This is a genomic window from Pseudomonas sp. BMS12, assembly GCF_001592875.1.
In the GTDB taxonomy this organism is placed as follows: domain Bacteria; phylum Pseudomonadota; class Gammaproteobacteria; order Pseudomonadales; family Pseudomonadaceae; genus Aquipseudomonas.
Genome location: NZ_LSOF01000033.1, coordinates 1 through 16,029, shown reverse-complemented (window position 1 = coordinate 16,029; position 16,029 = coordinate 1). Strand labels below are relative to the sequence as shown.

At 58.2% G+C, this 16,029-nt stretch carries 10 protein-coding genes; all 10 read right to left on the bottom strand.

Annotated features, from left to right (window positions below):
* Window positions 1-2,383 (bottom strand): hypothetical protein (locus AYB31_RS20900; RefSeq protein ID WP_201787435.1); only part of this gene is annotated, 2,383 nt, incomplete at its 3' end.
* Between the two features lie 14 nt (window positions 2,384-2,397).
* Window positions 2,398-3,210, bottom strand: a complete 813-nt coding sequence (locus AYB31_RS21320; RefSeq protein ID WP_082805392.1) for a transglutaminase-like domain-containing protein — start codon at window positions 3,208-3,210, stop codon at window positions 2,398-2,400.
* Window positions 3,155-3,850, bottom strand: coding sequence for a hypothetical protein (locus AYB31_RS20890; protein ID WP_068830935.1), 696 nt, complete (start codon window positions 3,848-3,850; stop codon window positions 3,155-3,157). Before AYB31_RS20890 ends, AYB31_RS21320 begins: the two co-directional genes overlap by 56 nt.
* Entirely contained in the window at window positions 3,840-5,648 is a 1,809-nt protein-coding gene (gene gspD, locus AYB31_RS20885; RefSeq protein ID WP_068830934.1) for a type II secretion system secretin GspD, read from the bottom strand. Before gspD ends, AYB31_RS20890 begins: the two co-directional genes overlap by 11 nt.
* Entirely contained in the window at window positions 5,649-6,227 is a 579-nt protein-coding gene (locus AYB31_RS20880; protein WP_161489397.1) for a type II secretion system protein N, read from the bottom strand.
* A 455-nt stretch (window positions 6,228-6,682) separates the two neighbouring features.
* Window positions 6,683-7,228 (bottom strand): REP-associated tyrosine transposase, encoded by a 546-nt coding sequence (locus AYB31_RS20875; RefSeq protein ID WP_068830932.1) that lies wholly within the window; start codon window positions 7,226-7,228, stop codon window positions 6,683-6,685.
* Window positions 7,229-7,360: 132 nt separating this feature from the next.
* Window positions 7,361-7,864 carry a hypothetical protein gene (locus AYB31_RS21660; RefSeq protein ID WP_153020779.1) on the bottom strand — a complete coding sequence of 168 codons (504 nt, stop codon included), beginning with the start codon at window positions 7,862-7,864 and terminating at the stop codon, window positions 7,361-7,363.
* A complete protein-coding gene (locus tag AYB31_RS20870; RefSeq protein WP_068830931.1) occupies window positions 7,854-12,176 on the bottom strand; it encodes an RHS repeat-associated core domain-containing protein in 4,323 nt (1,440 codons plus the stop codon). The genes AYB31_RS21660 and AYB31_RS20870 overlap by 11 nt, the downstream gene beginning before the upstream one ends.
* A gap of 169 nt (window positions 12,177-12,345) precedes the next feature.
* Entirely contained in the window at window positions 12,346-12,699 is a 354-nt protein-coding gene (locus tag AYB31_RS20865) for a glutaredoxin family protein (protein WP_068830930.1), read from the bottom strand.
* 112 nt (window positions 12,700-12,811) lie between these two features.
* Window positions 12,812-16,015, bottom strand: a complete 3,204-nt coding sequence (locus tag AYB31_RS21780; RefSeq protein ID WP_162493019.1) for a hypothetical protein — start codon at window positions 16,013-16,015, stop codon at window positions 12,812-12,814.
* Window positions 16,016-16,029 lie beyond the last annotated feature (14 nt).

Below are 16,029 nucleotides of genomic sequence, written 5' to 3'. Positions count from 1 at the left end.
CGATCTCGCCGACCTGCACCTTGGCCGTGCTGTCCTTTAGCGACATTTCGCCCAGCTTCGCGCCAATCAGCTCGACATTGGCATTGATCACCGTCAGCTTGGCCGCCAGCGCGCCATCGACTCCCAGGTCGACGCGCGTCAGCGGGGCTCGTGCACTATCGACACCCGAGTTGTCGATGATCAGCTCAGCCTCACCACTTTCCTCGTTGTGGAGATAGACGGTACCCGCAGCACCGTGCTGAGCATTTGCATTGTTGGTAAGGCCACCCCTGGCAACGACCTGAGTCGCCAGTACGCCAGCCCCCAGATCTCGATAATAGAGGGCCACTCGACCGCCGCCGCCACCGCTATAGAAGGTGCCACTAGCCCCAAAACCACCGCCGCTGGCATCGATAAGCGCGTGATCCCCAAGATCGAGTTCATCGACACGAATAAGCAACGAGCCGCCCGCACCCGAGCCATAGCCAGCGCGCACTTCGCCCTGTGCCAGAATCTTACCGTCCAACCTCAATACTCGAGCCTGCAGCTCTAGAGCACCAGCTCCGCGGGAGTCGAAGGTATTACTACCACTCCGCCCACCGGCACCAAAATCGCGAGGCTCGTAGAGGTAGCCATAAGGTGCGGGCGAGAGCGGGTAAGAGCTGTATGCACCACCTTGCCCCGCATGGGTACCACCACCGTAGTAATTGACCGTAGCGGAGGTACTCAACTTGCCCCTGCCACTCACATCGATCTTCGAGCTCGCATCCACCTCGACCTCATCGGCCGTAATACGAGTCGCTTGTTGCGCAGGAGAGGTAATAACTGCGGAGTTTTTGAGGGTGACCGACTCGAAATCGTGGGTGCCAGCCAGGGTCAGGACTGCACCATCTACCACCAGACGCTGGCCGTCATACGCGAAATCAACTGCGCTGATGCTGGTTGCACTTGTGACAAGAAACTCGGAGGTGGCGACAGTGAACTCATAGCTCTGCTCACTACCCAATACCCCACCAGAAAACGAACTCAGCTCCCCACTTAAGACAAGCCGATAAGTCCCATCTCTGAGACGCTGCGGGAACAGCACGTCGATTTGATAACCGAGCGCGTTCACTTCTCCGATGGGAAGCTCGGACCAATCTTCCCCCTGCAGTCGATATAGCCTTAGCACGCCTTCGGCCAGAGGCTTCGGCGACACATCTACATCCGTCAGAGAGGCGCTGAACTGCAAGCTCATCTGCTTCAGCGCACGGTCATAATTCTCAGATAGCTCATCTTTCTGCCATGTGAACTCTTCCGTAGAGTCCACTCTCGGCTTTCCGAATGCGAAACCATTGGCAATCTTCTGATAAAAGCCCTCACAGTCGCCAGCAGAGCCATAGCACTCGATCTCCAACGCTCCGCGGCCCTGCTCGGAATCATCTAGCAGCAGGTACTGAATTAGTAAGTCATTAGAGACTTGATCGAATCGAGGGCGAAAGTTTTGGCAGCTATCTTCATCCTCACCCGTGCCAGCGACACAGAAACGATCACTCCACTCAACCAGGTTGAGGTTATCGTCGGGGTATACGATCCCCTCAAGAATCCGGGCGTCCACCCGATATTTACCCGCCTCGCTGCCAGCAACGAATGACACCGGATAGCTGCCACTGGCAGCCAACTCCAGCTTCTTTCGAGCTATGGCCCCGGCTGCAGCAAAGTCCGCGCCCGCCGGCATGGCCGCAGCCGAATACTTCACTGCGACGATCTCGTCTATCGCTCCATGGAAGCCATCAGCAACACCAAATGCTGTCTTGACTGCCGCAGCACAATCACCCAGGACGATATCCTCGCCCAGCAGGCTGCCAAGCCCCTCCGGCAGGGAGTGCTCCCAGACTTTCTTTTCATAGCCGCTGTAGATATCGATCCGGTTCTGTGAGAACACCAGATACAGGCCTGCCGCGCTGGAGCCGTTGAGACTCCCCTGATCAGCCTGCACCTCACCCTGCTCGAAGACTTTCAGGGCCTGGTTATCCAGCACCAAGCCAAAGTCGGCACCGATGGACAACAGGCACTGGGCTTGCGTAGCAGAATTATCAGGTTCGATGAAAAACCCTAGAACCGCTTCATCACCCGCCAGGTAGTCAGAAGAAAGAAAGCTTGTCTGCAGATGGAGCGCATCTGCGCCGGCCATGACCATCGCCTGGCCGGCGTGCTCACCTAGGAAGCTTGGAGAGAAAGGCTTCTCTTCCTGAGGATATTGCAACTGGGCATCAGTGCTACCCAGGTTGGTGAAAGTGCGCTCTAGCGGAAAATAGACCAGAGGGTCGAGTTGCTGGAGGTTCTCGGATATCTCGGTAGCTGATACCGCCATGCTGCAGGCAGCAAAACAGCAAGAAAGAGCGAGCTTCCTGAGTCCCTTCATACAAATCCCTTTGTCTATTCCAAGTAGAGCTTCAAGCCCTGACCGTCGGTGGTAATGGGGGCCACCGACAGTTGCTGATTATTGTGGTAATGAAGTAGCGAGATGTAACGCAAGCCCCCAGGCTCTGAAAGAACGCGCCTAGATGAGTCAAAAATGCGCCACCCGCGATTATCTGAGTATTCCACCCAGTTATGCAAGTCGCTCGCTCTTATACGATTCTGGCCTGTAGGGATGGCTACGCCCAGGACTCTCCGGACACTGAACCCATTGCGAGCCAGCAACTCCGCGGCCAGCAGCATATGCTCGGTGCAATCCCCGCGCCGCTGGGCCAAGGCGTACTCAGCACCATCGACAGCACGTCGAATACCAATGAACTCAATGTTATCCACCATCCAGTCAAAGATGCGCCTTGGCCGCTCACCTTGCGGATAGCTCGCAAAGGACGCAGCAAGCGTCTGAAGCTCAGCAGACGGCTGGTCTACAAGGGGGTACTCAGGTGCACCTACCTGCTCCACCCCAGCAGATTTCGACCAATTAAGATGCACTGCCTGTGACTGGTAAGGACCGAAATCGCCCAAAGCCAGACAGTAACCATCTACCCGCGACTGCAAAGCAGGGGAGCCACTGATATGCCAGCGGCTTCCAACTCCACCCTCAGCAATTGGCAGCAAGCCACAGACCTGGGCGCCCGATACTACCGAGGAGCGCTCATTGCGCACACGCACTGTCAGTTCAATGTCCTGTGCAGCAGCCTGCGCAGAGAGAAGCAGGCTACTGGCAGTAGTAATTGAGCAGACGAGCCTGATCATCGGCAGAGAACTTTGCATGTTTATTCAGGGCATCGCGAACCACCTCAGGTTTCTCAAACGAGAGGAATACTCCTGGCAAGGGGTTCGCAGAAAAGAACTCGAAGAATGGTTGCTGATATGCAGCATCCACAAATAGAACTACAGGCTGACGCCCTCCCTGATAGTGATCCATCAGCCAAACGGCCATCTTCGCGGGGTCGGTGATACTAGTTTGTTCCAGACCGTAGCCGAACACAGCCTTTCCCTGGCCTACGAAAACACCAGGTAATGCACCCATCACCAGATTTGCCGCCACGGCATTCGCCTCAACCATCAGCCAATCCCAGGCCGGCCGGTCTTGCAGCGCTAGCGCTCTCTCGCGCCCGCCAAATACCACCTTAGCCAACGATGCCTTGGCCTCCTTGACCTGCTGGCAAAGGCGTTGCGCCTTCAGCACGTCATACCCACTCACCAACAGGTCAACCTGACCGCGTACATTCTGCAAGCGCTGAGGCAAGAGCGCCTCAGGCAAAGACAACGCACCAGCAATAGCGCCATCACCGTCAACATCGATACGCAGTCCATTACCCGGCTCGCCCCAGCAACCGACAACCGTGGCATCAGCCATCACCCAACCAGAGAACAAGCACAAGGCGAACAGAAGGTGCTTATTGCGCATTCAGTTCATACCCCATCTGCCTTGCGGTCTGGTCGACATAGCGATAACGCCCCCCAGTCACCAGCTGCGCATCGGCGTTGTCGCGAATGATGCGAGGCTGAATGAAGATCATCAGATTGCTTTTGCGCTTGCTGTTGTCTTCGCTACGGAATAAAGGTCCGATCAGAGGCACCTTGGCCAGGAAGGGCACCCCGGCATCGCCACTCTGCACCTCGTCGGAAATCAGGCCTCCCAACACCAGGGTTTGCCCATCCTCGACCAGCACGCGAGTTTTCACCGAGCGGGTATTGGTGATGATGTCCTGGGCCTGGGCGACCTTGGCGTTGGAGACGCTGGAAATTTCCTGGGTAATGTCCAAGGTCACGGCGTCGCCTTCGTTGACCTGCGGCTTCACCGTCAAGGTGATGCCCACGTCCTTGCGCTCGATGGTCTGGAAAGGATTGTCCACTGGTGTGGCTGCACTGGTGGAGCGCCCGGTAACGAAGGGGACGTTCTGGCCCACCACGATCTTGGCCTCTTCGTTGTCCAGGGTGACCAGGTTGGGCTTGGAGAGGATGTTCAACTCGTCATTGGTTTCCAGTGCCTTGAACAGGCCACGTAACGAACCGTTGCGATAGAACCCCAAAGTCAGGCCGCTGAGCAGGTCTGGGCTTTCATCAACCTTACCGGTGCCGGTATCACGGTACAGCGTACCGCCGTACCAGCCATCCCCCCCCTTGGAACTGTCGGAGGTCCGCCATTCGATGCCGAGCTCTCGGCCGGTCCCTTCGGTTACCTCGACGATCACCGCCTCAACCAATACCTGTGCACGGCGAATATCCAGCTTCTTGATGATGTATTCAACCGCATCCACTACATCTGGCGGGCCTGTCACCACCAAAGCGTTAGTCGCCTCGCTGGCCTGAATATTGACTTCGACTGATGCCCCCTGGGCATTCAAGCCTTGTTTCTGAATGCTGGCACTGAGGCTCTGCACCACCGGCAGAGTGTCGGCAGCACGCAGATAGTGAAGATAGAACACACGCGTGTTGCCGACCCCCTGCACCTTGCGATCCAGCCGGGCCACCACGTCGCGCACCTGACGACGTAGAACCTCGTCGCCAGCCACCACAATGCTATTGGTACGCACATCAGCGCCGATGGAGAAGAAGCCTTCCGGCCCTTCGCTCTTCGGCTTAGGGAACAGATTGGTGACCATGGTCAGGATGTCCTGTGCATTGCCGTAACTGAGCGGCAACACATCGACATTTACCTCCCACTGCTGGTCCAAGCGCCGCACCAGATCATCGATCTTGGCAATATTCACCGCACGGTCAGCGACGATGATGTAATTGCGATCGGCATAGGCAGATATGTAAGCCGTCTGCGGCACCATCGGCTTGAGCAGGGTTACCAACTGCCCAGAGGAAACATTCTTCAGCTTGAACAGCTTGACCACGTTATCCCCGGCCAGCGCCTCTTGCTCATCCACCGGCAGACTGGAGGATTTGGCATCCCCCTCGGGAATTACCTTATAAACGTTGTTCTCTTTGATCAGCGCATAGCCATGCACACTGAGCACAGAACTGAGCAACTGGTTAAGATCCTCGGCAGGAATCGCCTCGCTGGTCACTACCGTGACCTTACCCTTCACCCGAGGATCGATGACGATATTCTTGTTGGTCTGCTTGGCGACCCATTCGATCATGCTGCGGATATCTGCATCCTTCATATCCAGATTCAGCCCGACCGGCGTTTCTTCCTCAGCCCTAGCCAGCACGCAGAACAGCAGCGCGCACAACAACACTCCCCAACGCATTCAATGATCCCCAGCCGCCAACGACTTCAATTTTTTTAGTTTTTCCAACATCGCTTGGTTATTCCCCGGCTTGACCACCGGTACCTCTGCGGCCGCAACGGCAACAGGCGCAGCACTATGCTCAACTGGCATGGCAGTACCTAACGCAGCATCTTCAAGACTGATGCTCTCCAGCACACCGTTGCGCTTGATCAAAATGCGTCCCGGCTGCACCGCTTTTAGCTCTACGCCTGCCTGGATCTTGTCGCCAATGAAATAGAGTTTTTGTTTGTCACCGTCGCGACTGATGATGGCAGCAGAGCGATTTTTCCCAGGCACGACATAGCTGGCGACCAGCTTCAGAGAGAGCTGGCTTTCCTTAACGTCTTCGCTTGGTTTTTTTTCCGGAGCCCCAAACATTCTGCCGACTGCAGCCACATCAAGATGACTGTCGGTAACCACTTCGGGCCCGGTAACAACCAGTGGCGCAGCTTCGGCAGGAAGCACTCGCTGCTGCCAATAGACAAAAGCAAGGGCATAAACCGCCAGCAGAAGAGCTGCGGCGACACCCCACACTTTAGAAGAAATGAACTCGTTCACGGGCAAAACTCAGCATCCCTGCAAATCCACCAAACTCGTTACCCGTAACGCCTACCCACAGCGTCGTTTACTACTACGAGAAAACGACAACCTGAGATCGCGTATCAGAGATGGGAGCCACTATCGAGCACCGCAGAAACCCGGCTTGCCAGGACCGCAGATGCGTAAGACTCATGAAGCGGCGCCAAAAATACCACAACACCTGAAGCTCGGATATTTTTCATCCAGTCGCAAACAGGACTTGCGACGAGCGACCTCATGGATTGATGCCGCCTGATCACGTCCGCTTGTTTGCTTCTACACCGGACCAGTGCTCGCCCGACCAGCAGGTTGTAATACAGGTATTCGTAGGGCGAGTTAGCCAAAAATGTAACCCGCCGTGCGGCGTTTCGACCTCCACCCAACCCACGCCGTCGCCATGCCCGCCACTGCCTCGATGTGACGGCGAGCCCCGCTCAACGCGGGTCGATGACCCGCCCTACAGGGTTCTGCCCGCCCCACTCCCTCGGATAGCGTCCCGCATGTAACCAACGGTGAAAGGATGACCAGGGCCAGTCGGCTACCCGCTCGACCAGGCCATGCTTGACCGGGTTGTAGTGCAGGTAGTCGAGATGCTGGCGAAAGTCACGCTTGTCGCGCAGCAGATGCTCCCAGTAGCGATGTTGCCAGAGGGTGCCACAGCCTTTGGCCATGCGCCGGGTGGTCAGGTAATCAGGTTGGTGGAAAGCCCCGCCGCAGCGCCGCGTGACGGCGGATTTGATCAGGCGCCAGCGCGTGGCGAAATCGGCGTCGCCCTCCGGCAGAGTCCAAATGGCGTGCAAGTGATCCGGCAGCAGCACCCAGCCGTCGATGCGAAAAGGCCGCGCCACCCGCACCGATTCGATGGCCTCGCGCAAGGCCAGGCGCACCTCGGGGTGGGTCAACAACCGTTGCCGCCGTTCCGTGACCACCGTGAAGAAGTACGAGCCACCGGGCACAGCCGCCCGCCGATACCGAGACATCCCATGTCCCCCACGTAGGGCGGGTTAGCCGAAGGCGTAACCCACCGAGCGGTGTTCAGGCCTCCGCCCAGGCCATGTTGCCGCCATGCCAGTCCGCACCCCGGCGTGCTGGAGAGTCCCGATCAGCGCGGGTCATTTGACCCGCCCTACATGGCTACATGGGTTTGCCACACCGTCCCGAGAGCCCCATAGGCTTATAAAGCGCCGTTTATTGTCTAGATTTTTCAGCCAAAATAAAATATCAACGAAGAACGGGGGATCCACATAACCAGGATCGTAGGAAAAGTACTGCTTATAAGGAACAATAACAAGGACACTGCCCGCCTTCTTAAGAACAAAATGGTATGCAAAAATCCCAACCTTCGATACCGAACAAACAACATCATCATCCAAAACATCATAGATGCATCCATCCACAATCAAAGACAACCGCCCACCAACGACCCCCAACCCACAAAAAACCCTCTCCCTCCCAAACAGTCGCCGCCGATATCTCACCGCATATCCAACAGCACTGCTTTCGTACTTCTTTGCCCGCCTACCAAAAAACACCTTTTCAACAACATACCTACCCACACAAACCACATAAACTCGCAACCTATAATAATCTAGAAATATAATCTCATCACCTTGCATCAGCCGCATCTCCTACCGCACCAAGTGGCAGCAAAGGCATCATCTGCTTATTTCTCACCGAATTAGACCTACCAAGCGAACCAACTGCCTTATAGTAATCCCCGCCTGCTTTCTGCCAGTAATACTGCGGCGGTTTTCCACGAAGCCTAAAAAACTTCCCACCAGTAAGCACTTTCCAAGCGTTCCTGGCGCTAGAGCCAGCCGCAAAATTCCTATAAGTTGGAGCTGCCCTCATTGCAAAATACGCTATTAGCCTATAACCACCATCCACAACAACCCTTCCACCACCCACTACATAACACTCCGGACATTCACTTGTCGCAGCCCCGCTCTGCCTACAATTAACAAGGAGGCCGGTCTCGTAATCAAATTCACACACCCTAGTATAATCCTCAGACACAAGCGCCCCACTTGGATCAATCGAGACCCTGAGAAGCTCTCCATCCTCGGTATAGTATTCCCCAGGGACTGGTGAATACGGGCCGGCAGCATAATAGTCACTATCAGTCAGAGGACATAACTCCCCCTCAAAAAGCCCGTACACATCCACAGCATTTAATGGCCTCGCACTTGAGTACGTATAGTAGTTTTTACCTGCAACCATACCAATAGGATCACTTTCGATATACCGCCCCAGCACGGGGTCGTAATCGCGAAAATAGTTGTAATGCAGACCGGTTTCCTGGTCGAAGTACTGCCCTGGGAAGCGCAGAGGATTATGGAGGGTATTGAGGGTTACCGTGGTTTCGCCAAAGGCCTTCGCCTTGGCTTGCCAAGTCACCTCACCACTCTTCAGGAAGGCCACTTCCGGAGCACCCAGATGGCTTGTGCCGTAGTAGTGCACTTGGAGACTCTGGCCCTGCGCATTCGCTGACTTGGCGCGAGTGAACAGCGGCTGGCTCATCCACGGCGCAGTCGGGTTGTAGGCATATTCCTGCAGCAGTTCGCCCTTAGCGTCGTATTCGCCGACCAGACCCTCTTCGCTGTACAGGTAATAGGTAGTGGCACCCAGCTGAGGCAGGGCCTTGCTGATGCGCTGACCCAGCGGGTTGTAGGTGTAACGCGCCAGCAGTTGGCCGTTCTTCTGTACCGCCACTAGGCGTTCGCGGGCGTCGTACTGGTACAGCCAGTGATCAATAGCGCCGCTCTGGATCAGGCTGCCATCGACCTGCAGAGCACCGCGCTCGATCAGATGGCCATCGCGATTGTTGCGATAGCCAATACCATCGTGACTGACAAGTTGGTTATGGGCGTTGTACTGCCATTGGGTAATGTCCAGCTCATCTTTGCTGGTCGCCTCATCCAAGCGGTTGCCTACACCATCATAGGCATAGGCCTCATTCTGGCGGCCATCACTCTCGGGGTACTTGGCCTCGGTCAGACGGTAGAGCTTGTCGTAGCCATAGCTGGTCTTACCTGCCTGACTGTCGATAGCAGTGATATTGCCCACTGCATCGTAACCGTACTGCCAACTCTGGATTGGGTTGCCGGCAGCATCCTTGAGTACTCGACCTGCATAGCGCTGCAGACCGTCGTAGTTCAGGCTGTATTGGTTACCGCCGGGGAACAGAATGCTCTGTGGCATCAGCCAGTTGAAGTCCTGAAAGCTGATGCTGCCTTCACCGGGAATACTCACACCGGCTAAACGGCCATGCGGGGTGTAGCGGTAGCCGTAGGTCTGCTGCTCCGGCGTGGTGTAGCTGGCCCTGCGACCATTGAGGTCGTAGGTGTAGCGGATGGTTTTACTAAAGACCGGATCGGCCTGCTTGTAGGTGGTGGTAATGCTTTCCACCCGGCCCAGCGCATCGTGGGTGTAGACGGCCTTGCTGGTTTCGTCTTCGTAGCTGGCCAGGCGACTCAACAGGCTGTAGCCGTACTCGACGATGCTATCGGCTGCTCCACCTTCGGCTGCCGCACCGCTGGCGAAGTGCTCGATACGCTGCAGACGGTTGCCGTCGTCATAGTGGTAGGTGCTGACGCGACTGTCCGGAGTGGTGACCTGTTTGAGGTTGCCCAGGTCATCGTATGCGTAACGACGCTCGGTGGTCGGCGTATCGCCATCGCCGACCTTGATTTCGGCAACCACTGCATCGCGGGCATCGTAGCGAAACCGAGTCATGCGCCCGGCTGGATCGGTGACCTGAATCAGGTTGCCGCGAGCGTCATAGGCAAAACGGGTAACGCCATTCTCGGCATCGACACTGCTGATCAAGCGCCCCAGGCTGTCGTAGCCCGGGCGCGTTGCGTTCTCGGCGGCATCTGTCCACTGGGATGACAGACCATTAGCCAGATAACCAAACTGGTCCTTCTGACTTGTGTTCTCCCCATTCGCCTGAAATCGACGGACTTCACTCAGGCGCCTCTCTCGGCTGTCGTACTCGTAATCTTCCTGGTAGGTCGGGTAATCGATACCGGCCAGACGATCCTGCTCGTAGCGATACTGCACAGTGGCACCGAGCGCATCCTTGGCCGCGCTGAGCCGCCCGCGCTTGTCATAGTGGCGCTCACTGCGGTTGCCATAGGCATCCACCACCGCCACCAGTCGCTGGCTGGCGTCGTACTCAAACTGTGTCCGCGCATTGGCCGCATCGGTGATGCTCTTCGGCATGCCAGCCGCATTTGGCTCAATGGTCGTGATGGCGCCGTTGGGTGCCTGCACGCTGACCCGCTGGCCCAGATCGTTATACCCGAACAGCGTTTCCTGATTCAGGGGCGTCTTCAAGCTCTTCAGATTGCCCGCCGCATCGTAGGTACTGGTCCACGTCTTGCTCAGGGCGTTGGTAACGGTCAGTACACTGCCCTGCACATCGTGGGTATAGCGCGTCTCGTAACCCAGCGGGTCGCGAGTGAGGTTGCGGTTGCCCTTGCCGTCATAGCCGTACTGCCAGCTCGCCGCCGGTGTCTGTGCAGCCTCATCACCCGGCCGGTCTTCCTGTTCCAACTGGCCCAAGGCATCGTAGCGGTAAGTGGTACGAGTCTCTTCCGACAGCCCGGCCGCCTCAATCAGCTCGATCAGGTTGCCCTTGCCGTCGTAGCGGTACTGGGTCTTGATGCCGCGCTCATTGATCTCTTCCGAGACTCGGTTGGTCGCCGGGTCGTAGCTCTTCCGGATCTCGCTGCCATCGGCGTACTGCACGCGGATGGTCTGACCGTAGCGGTTGTACTCGGTTAGGGTGCGGTTGCCGTGGGCGTCCTCTTCCGTCATCTGCGCCACATAGGGCGACGGGGCGCGACCCTGGCGCTGCGAGATTTCCTTGCTGACCGAGAGGCTCTTGCCGCTTATGCGGTAGGCCTCGGCCACCTTGCTCATGTCGCTGGAGCGATCCGACAGCAAATAGCTGCGGCTGAACTGGGTCTCGCCATCCAGTTGCTTGCGCACCAGTTGGCCCAGGCGGTCGTACCAGCGCTCGGTGACCAGGCCGGCTTCGTTCAGGGTGCGCAGGTAGTACTGCTCCTGGCTCTCGTCGTAGCGGTAGCTGTACTGGGTGAAGCGGCCGTCCGGCAGGCGGTGTTCCTGGACCTTATCGTCCTTGCCCAGGACCAGGGTGGTGCGCTGTTGCAGCGGGTCGGTGTAGCCGGCCAGGCCGTTGGTGTCGTAGTGGTATTGCCAGCGCTTGCCCAGCACGTCGGTCACCGCGCTCAGGCGGCTGCCGCTGTACTCGTACTTCACTTCGCGGCCGCTGTAGTCCTTCGCGCTGGTCAGGTTGGCGCCGGTATAGGTCAGGGTGATCAGGGTGGCGCCGTGATGGTCCTTGATCTCGGCGATGCGACCTTCGGCGTTACGGACCAGGGTGGTACGGATGCCGTTGTGATCCTGGTAGCCGGTCATCCGACCCTGGGCGTCGTAGTCGTTGCGGTTGCCTTGGGTGTCCTGCCAGCGGTAGCCGGCCAAGCCATGCTGCAGGGCGATCAGGGTGCGCTGCGGCAGGTTGTTGAAGTAGACGTCCTGGCCCTGGGTGGTGCTGCTCGCACGCAGGTAGCTCTGCCCAGCACGGACGATGGCATAGGGTTTGTCGGCGTTGGCCGGGTCGGCGGCGCCTACAGCCGGGTCGGCGGCGCCGAGCACGTCCAGGTCGCTCCAGCGCTCGTTCCACACCCACTGGCCGCCCTTCCAGCTGCGCAGGATGCGCACCGGGCCGCCGAGGGCCTGCACCTGCAGGTCCAGCACGTCCAGGCGCAGTTCGCCTTTGGCGTAATGCGGTGTCGAGAAGCGATGGTCCAGGCCTGGCTTGGCGTAGGCCAGACCAGTACCCGTTGCGATCACACCCCCACACAGCCACAGGCCAACACGGCCCCAAATACCCTTCAACACTGCTCGCACTCCCTTGAACCGCGCCCTCCCGGGCGTGGGGTCCTTGTTCTTTTCGTTCTGGTGACTGGCTACCGCAAGTTGGCACCCAACCGGTTTCTTATCTCGCAAGCGACTGCTAACTATGCCGCCCGAACATCAAAGCTGGCCAAGCATGACGTTGTGATCATCCTTAGCCCTCGTTATATGAATGCATGACCTGATTGATGTCTGGTCTGACCAACAGTTTGCCGTTCACCTCAACTACTGGCAGGTCATAGCGCAAAGTACTAATACCCAGACGCTCCATCTTCCAATGCAGCCCATCCGCCACAGCAGCCTCATCTACCACTCGGTAGTCAAAATCGATCTTCTCCCGCGCCAAAGCTAAGCGCATCTGGCTGGTAAAGCCGCAGCTGTCGCGCCCATACACGATGACGTAGGGCGAGCCAGGATCGTATGCCAAGGTCACGTCATGTGACCGGAACTTCTGCCAACCCTGATAAGCGGCGATCAAGACGAGCCCCCAGAACAACAATCGCTTCATTAATGTGCCTCTCGCTTCCAGCCGCTACGCCATGCGCTTAAAACACCAACATCGAGGCCCCTCGGCCCAGCCGATGGGGCAAGGGGCCTATAGATACCTTTTTGCCAGGCCCTTACTGCCCTCCACCATTAGCTCCAGGGCAATTCCCACTCTCGCACTCAGTCGGCGGTACGCACTGCTGTGCCGTATCAGACGACACCGGGCGCGGAATGATCGAGGTACCACCGCCGCCGCCACCCCAGCCACCCCAGCCGCCGGCGCCACCGCCGGAAGCGCCACCACCGCCACCGATGCCACCACCGCCCGTGCCTCCCCCGCCACAAATACCGCCATTGGCATGGAAGCCCGAGCCTGCCTGGCCATTGACCACGGTGCCATTGGCGCACTGGCTGCTGTACTTGGCCGACACCGGGTAGGAGAAGCTCCAGCAGCCGGCGGCGCCGTTAAGCACGTCATCCGGGTCGAAGCTCTGCAGGGCCAGTACACGGTAAGGAACCACGACCACCTCGCCCGCTTCGAGCGTACTCGGCAACGGCCGCAAGTATTCGATGCGCGTACGCGCATCGCCCGTCGGCAGCTGCCCCTGCACCCCCTCGGCACGGATCAGGCCATAGTTAGTGAAGGCCAGCTCGCCCTGGATCACATCCCCCTTGCGCATCGCCGGCAGGTTGATCGACAGCGGCTCGATCATCACCAGCGCGGTCGGCACCTTGGTTTTGAAAGTGGCATCCAGAACCACTTCATAACGGTCCTCCAGGGTGATTTCTTTCACCGACCATTCCACCGTGACCAACTTGCTCATCAGGAACACAGACTCGGCGTGGGTCAGCCCCGGCTTGATCCATAGCTGACCACCAAGGTCGTCGTGATCCCACGCCGATACGCGGTAGGTGTACTCGCCTGCCGGGATATTCTCCAGCAGGGCCTGGCCGCGGCTGTCGGTGACCAGGCTGTATTCCTCCGTCAGCACGTTGCGGTTCTGCAACTTGATCTTCGCCCCGGCCAGCCCCGGGATCAGTTGGCCGTTGTCGTCGCGGGTGCCGGTATAGATATCCGACGCCTGGAAGATCACACCACCTTGACCGGACTGAGTGACGGCCGCCTCCATGGCGACATCCAGTTGCGCGTAGTTGTCGCTCTGGATGCGCAGGGTCACGTAGTAATTGCCCTCGGCCACAGACTCACCTGGGCGGAAGGCGATGTTCAGCGGAATAGCCGAACCCACGGCCAAGTCACCCATACGCTCCGAGCTGCGCAGGCTAACCCACGCAGGTAGCGCTCCCCCCTCGCTGTTGAGCAGGCTCAAGCGCACATTGCGCAGCACATCGAGGCCGGTGTTCTTCAGCGTCACCGTCTCCACCTGCTCTTCGCCACCGCGCTTGAGGCCAGTACGAATCTGTTTCGGACTGACGCTGGCCACCGGCTGAGCTGCAACCAGGTTGTACTGGATTCGGGTCTGGCCAATCGGCTTGCTCAGCCCATCGGCGACGATGCGGTAATCCAGCAAGCCGCTTGCAGCTGCGCTGTTATCGCCACTGATGCGCAAGGTAAGGTTGCCACGCTTGTTTGCCGCCAAGTTCAGCGGGGCGCTGGTGACGACTCTGAGCCCTGTTGGTAAACCATTGCTGCCGGCTGGCTTGACGTACTCCAGCCGTAGATTGCTCAGCGGTGTTGCATGGCCAGACTCGACCACTATGGTCACCAGTTGCTCGTAGTTGCGCGGGAACTGCGTGTTCACTGAGGCCGGTGAGAAAGTTGCCCCTGTCACGGTGAACTGCCCCTGTATCGGACGCGTACTAAGCGCCGGGTGGGTCACCGACACCTGATACAACCCTGACTCGGAAGCTTGCGTCTTACGCACATAGCTGAACTCGCCGGCATCATTCGTGGTTATGTTCACTGCCTCCTCGAAGCCACGCACATTCAACACCAGACGTAGAGCAACACCTGCCAAAGGCTGCTGATCCGTACGCCCAAGTGCCCGCCCGCGAATCGTCACCGACTCACCAGCCTCAACAGTCTGCGGCTCGATTGAGTTCAGCTCACCCACATACGCGGTGTCGATCAACGTGGTTTCACGTGACGTTGAGAGGCCTGGCAGTACAAGCTCGCCCGGTTGTCCGGTCAGGTGATGGATACGATCCGCGACCAGGCGGATGCGCACCCGCTCGGGCGATGCTGCCGGCACGGACATGCTGATCGGGCCAATTTCCAGCGACTCTTGGGCACCCACACGTGCAACAGTCCGACCGTCAGTGGTCATGACCATACCATTACCAACCAGTAGCTTGACTGCTTGGCTGGACAGCACATTGCCTTGCAGGTCCTCAAGAATCAGGCGCACTTCATCCGAAGCAGACTTGCCACCGTTCTTGGCCATCACCAAGTCCACCGGCACGCGTGAAGGGTTCTCCAGGCGCAGGCGCACGGTACCGGAGGCTCCCCGGGTCATATCGCCGGGCTCAACTTGCGCGAGCAGCGCCGTATCACCAGCCTCAATCGAAGCCTCGCCTTGCAGGGTCACCAACTGCCCAGCTTGTGGAGCCTGGCTAAGCGTCAGCTTCAACGGCACGACGCCAGGCAGCGCCGGGTGCCCCGCCACCACTACTGGCACCTCAACCAAGCCACCAGCAGGAACATCGAAAGAAGACGACTGCTGCGTCATGCCACCACCCTCGGAAGGTAGCGTCACCTGCAGTCGGACCGATTTCGCCTCACTAACCCCATGGTTGGCGACTTGGAAGTAAACTTGGTTGAACAGACCTCGCTTGAACTCCTGCGCCTCGCGCACCGAAGCACTCAGCAATGGCAGAGTCAGGCTGTGCGGAAGGCTCTCTACCCCGTCACTGTTAAGCGCAGTAACGCTGTAGGTGCGTTCAGCCGCCAGCGGCAAGCTGATGCCGGCATCCTGCCAGCTCTTGCTGCCAAGCAACTCCTGATTCAGTTTCTGACCGCTAACTCCGGCACCCAGATAGACGTTATATCCATCAATGTCACTACCTCCATGCATCCAACTCAAGCTGGGGGCACCAGCAAGTGGAAGGTTGATACGCAGGTCGCTGACAGGCAATAAAGGCGCTTGAATACGCACTACCGGAGTGGCAACGGACTCGTTGCCGGCAGCATCAACCGTGGTCAGTGCATAGCCCCTCTCGCTTTCCGATGGCCTGCTATCCAGCGCGATCAACGCCGGAATCTTGCTCTGCAACGGAGTCAGCCCATCGATATCGATGTTCTCGCCCTGCCCTGCGGCAGTCCGATACAGGTTGTAGCTGTATGTGCCCGGCTCTTGCGGTGCCTGCCAGCGCAGTACCACGCCCGCTCCGTTCA

Bases quoted from the DNA above. Each gene is read 5' to 3' on its own strand.
- AYB31_RS21320 (WP_082805392.1), bottom strand. From the start codon at position 3,210: ATGCAAAGTTCTCTGCCGATGATCAGGCTCGTCTGCTCAATTACTACT.
- AYB31_RS20890 (WP_068830935.1), bottom strand. From the start codon at position 3,850: ATGCGCAATAAGCACCTTCTGTTCGCCTTGTGCTTGTTCTCTGGTTGG.
- gspD (WP_068830934.1), bottom strand. From the start codon at position 5,648: ATGCGTTGGGGAGTGTTGTTGTGCGCGCTGCTGTTCTGCGTGCTGGCT.
- AYB31_RS20875 (WP_068830932.1), bottom strand. From the start codon at position 7,228: ATGTCTCGGTATCGGCGGGCGGCTGTGCCCGGTGGCTCGTACTTCTTC.
- AYB31_RS21660 (WP_153020779.1), bottom strand. From the start codon at position 7,864: ATGCAAGGTGATGAGATTATATTTCTAGATTATTATAGGTTGCGAGTT.
- AYB31_RS20865 (WP_068830930.1), bottom strand. From the start codon at position 12,699: ATGAAGCGATTGTTGTTCTGGGGGCTCGTCTTGATCGCCGCTTATCAG.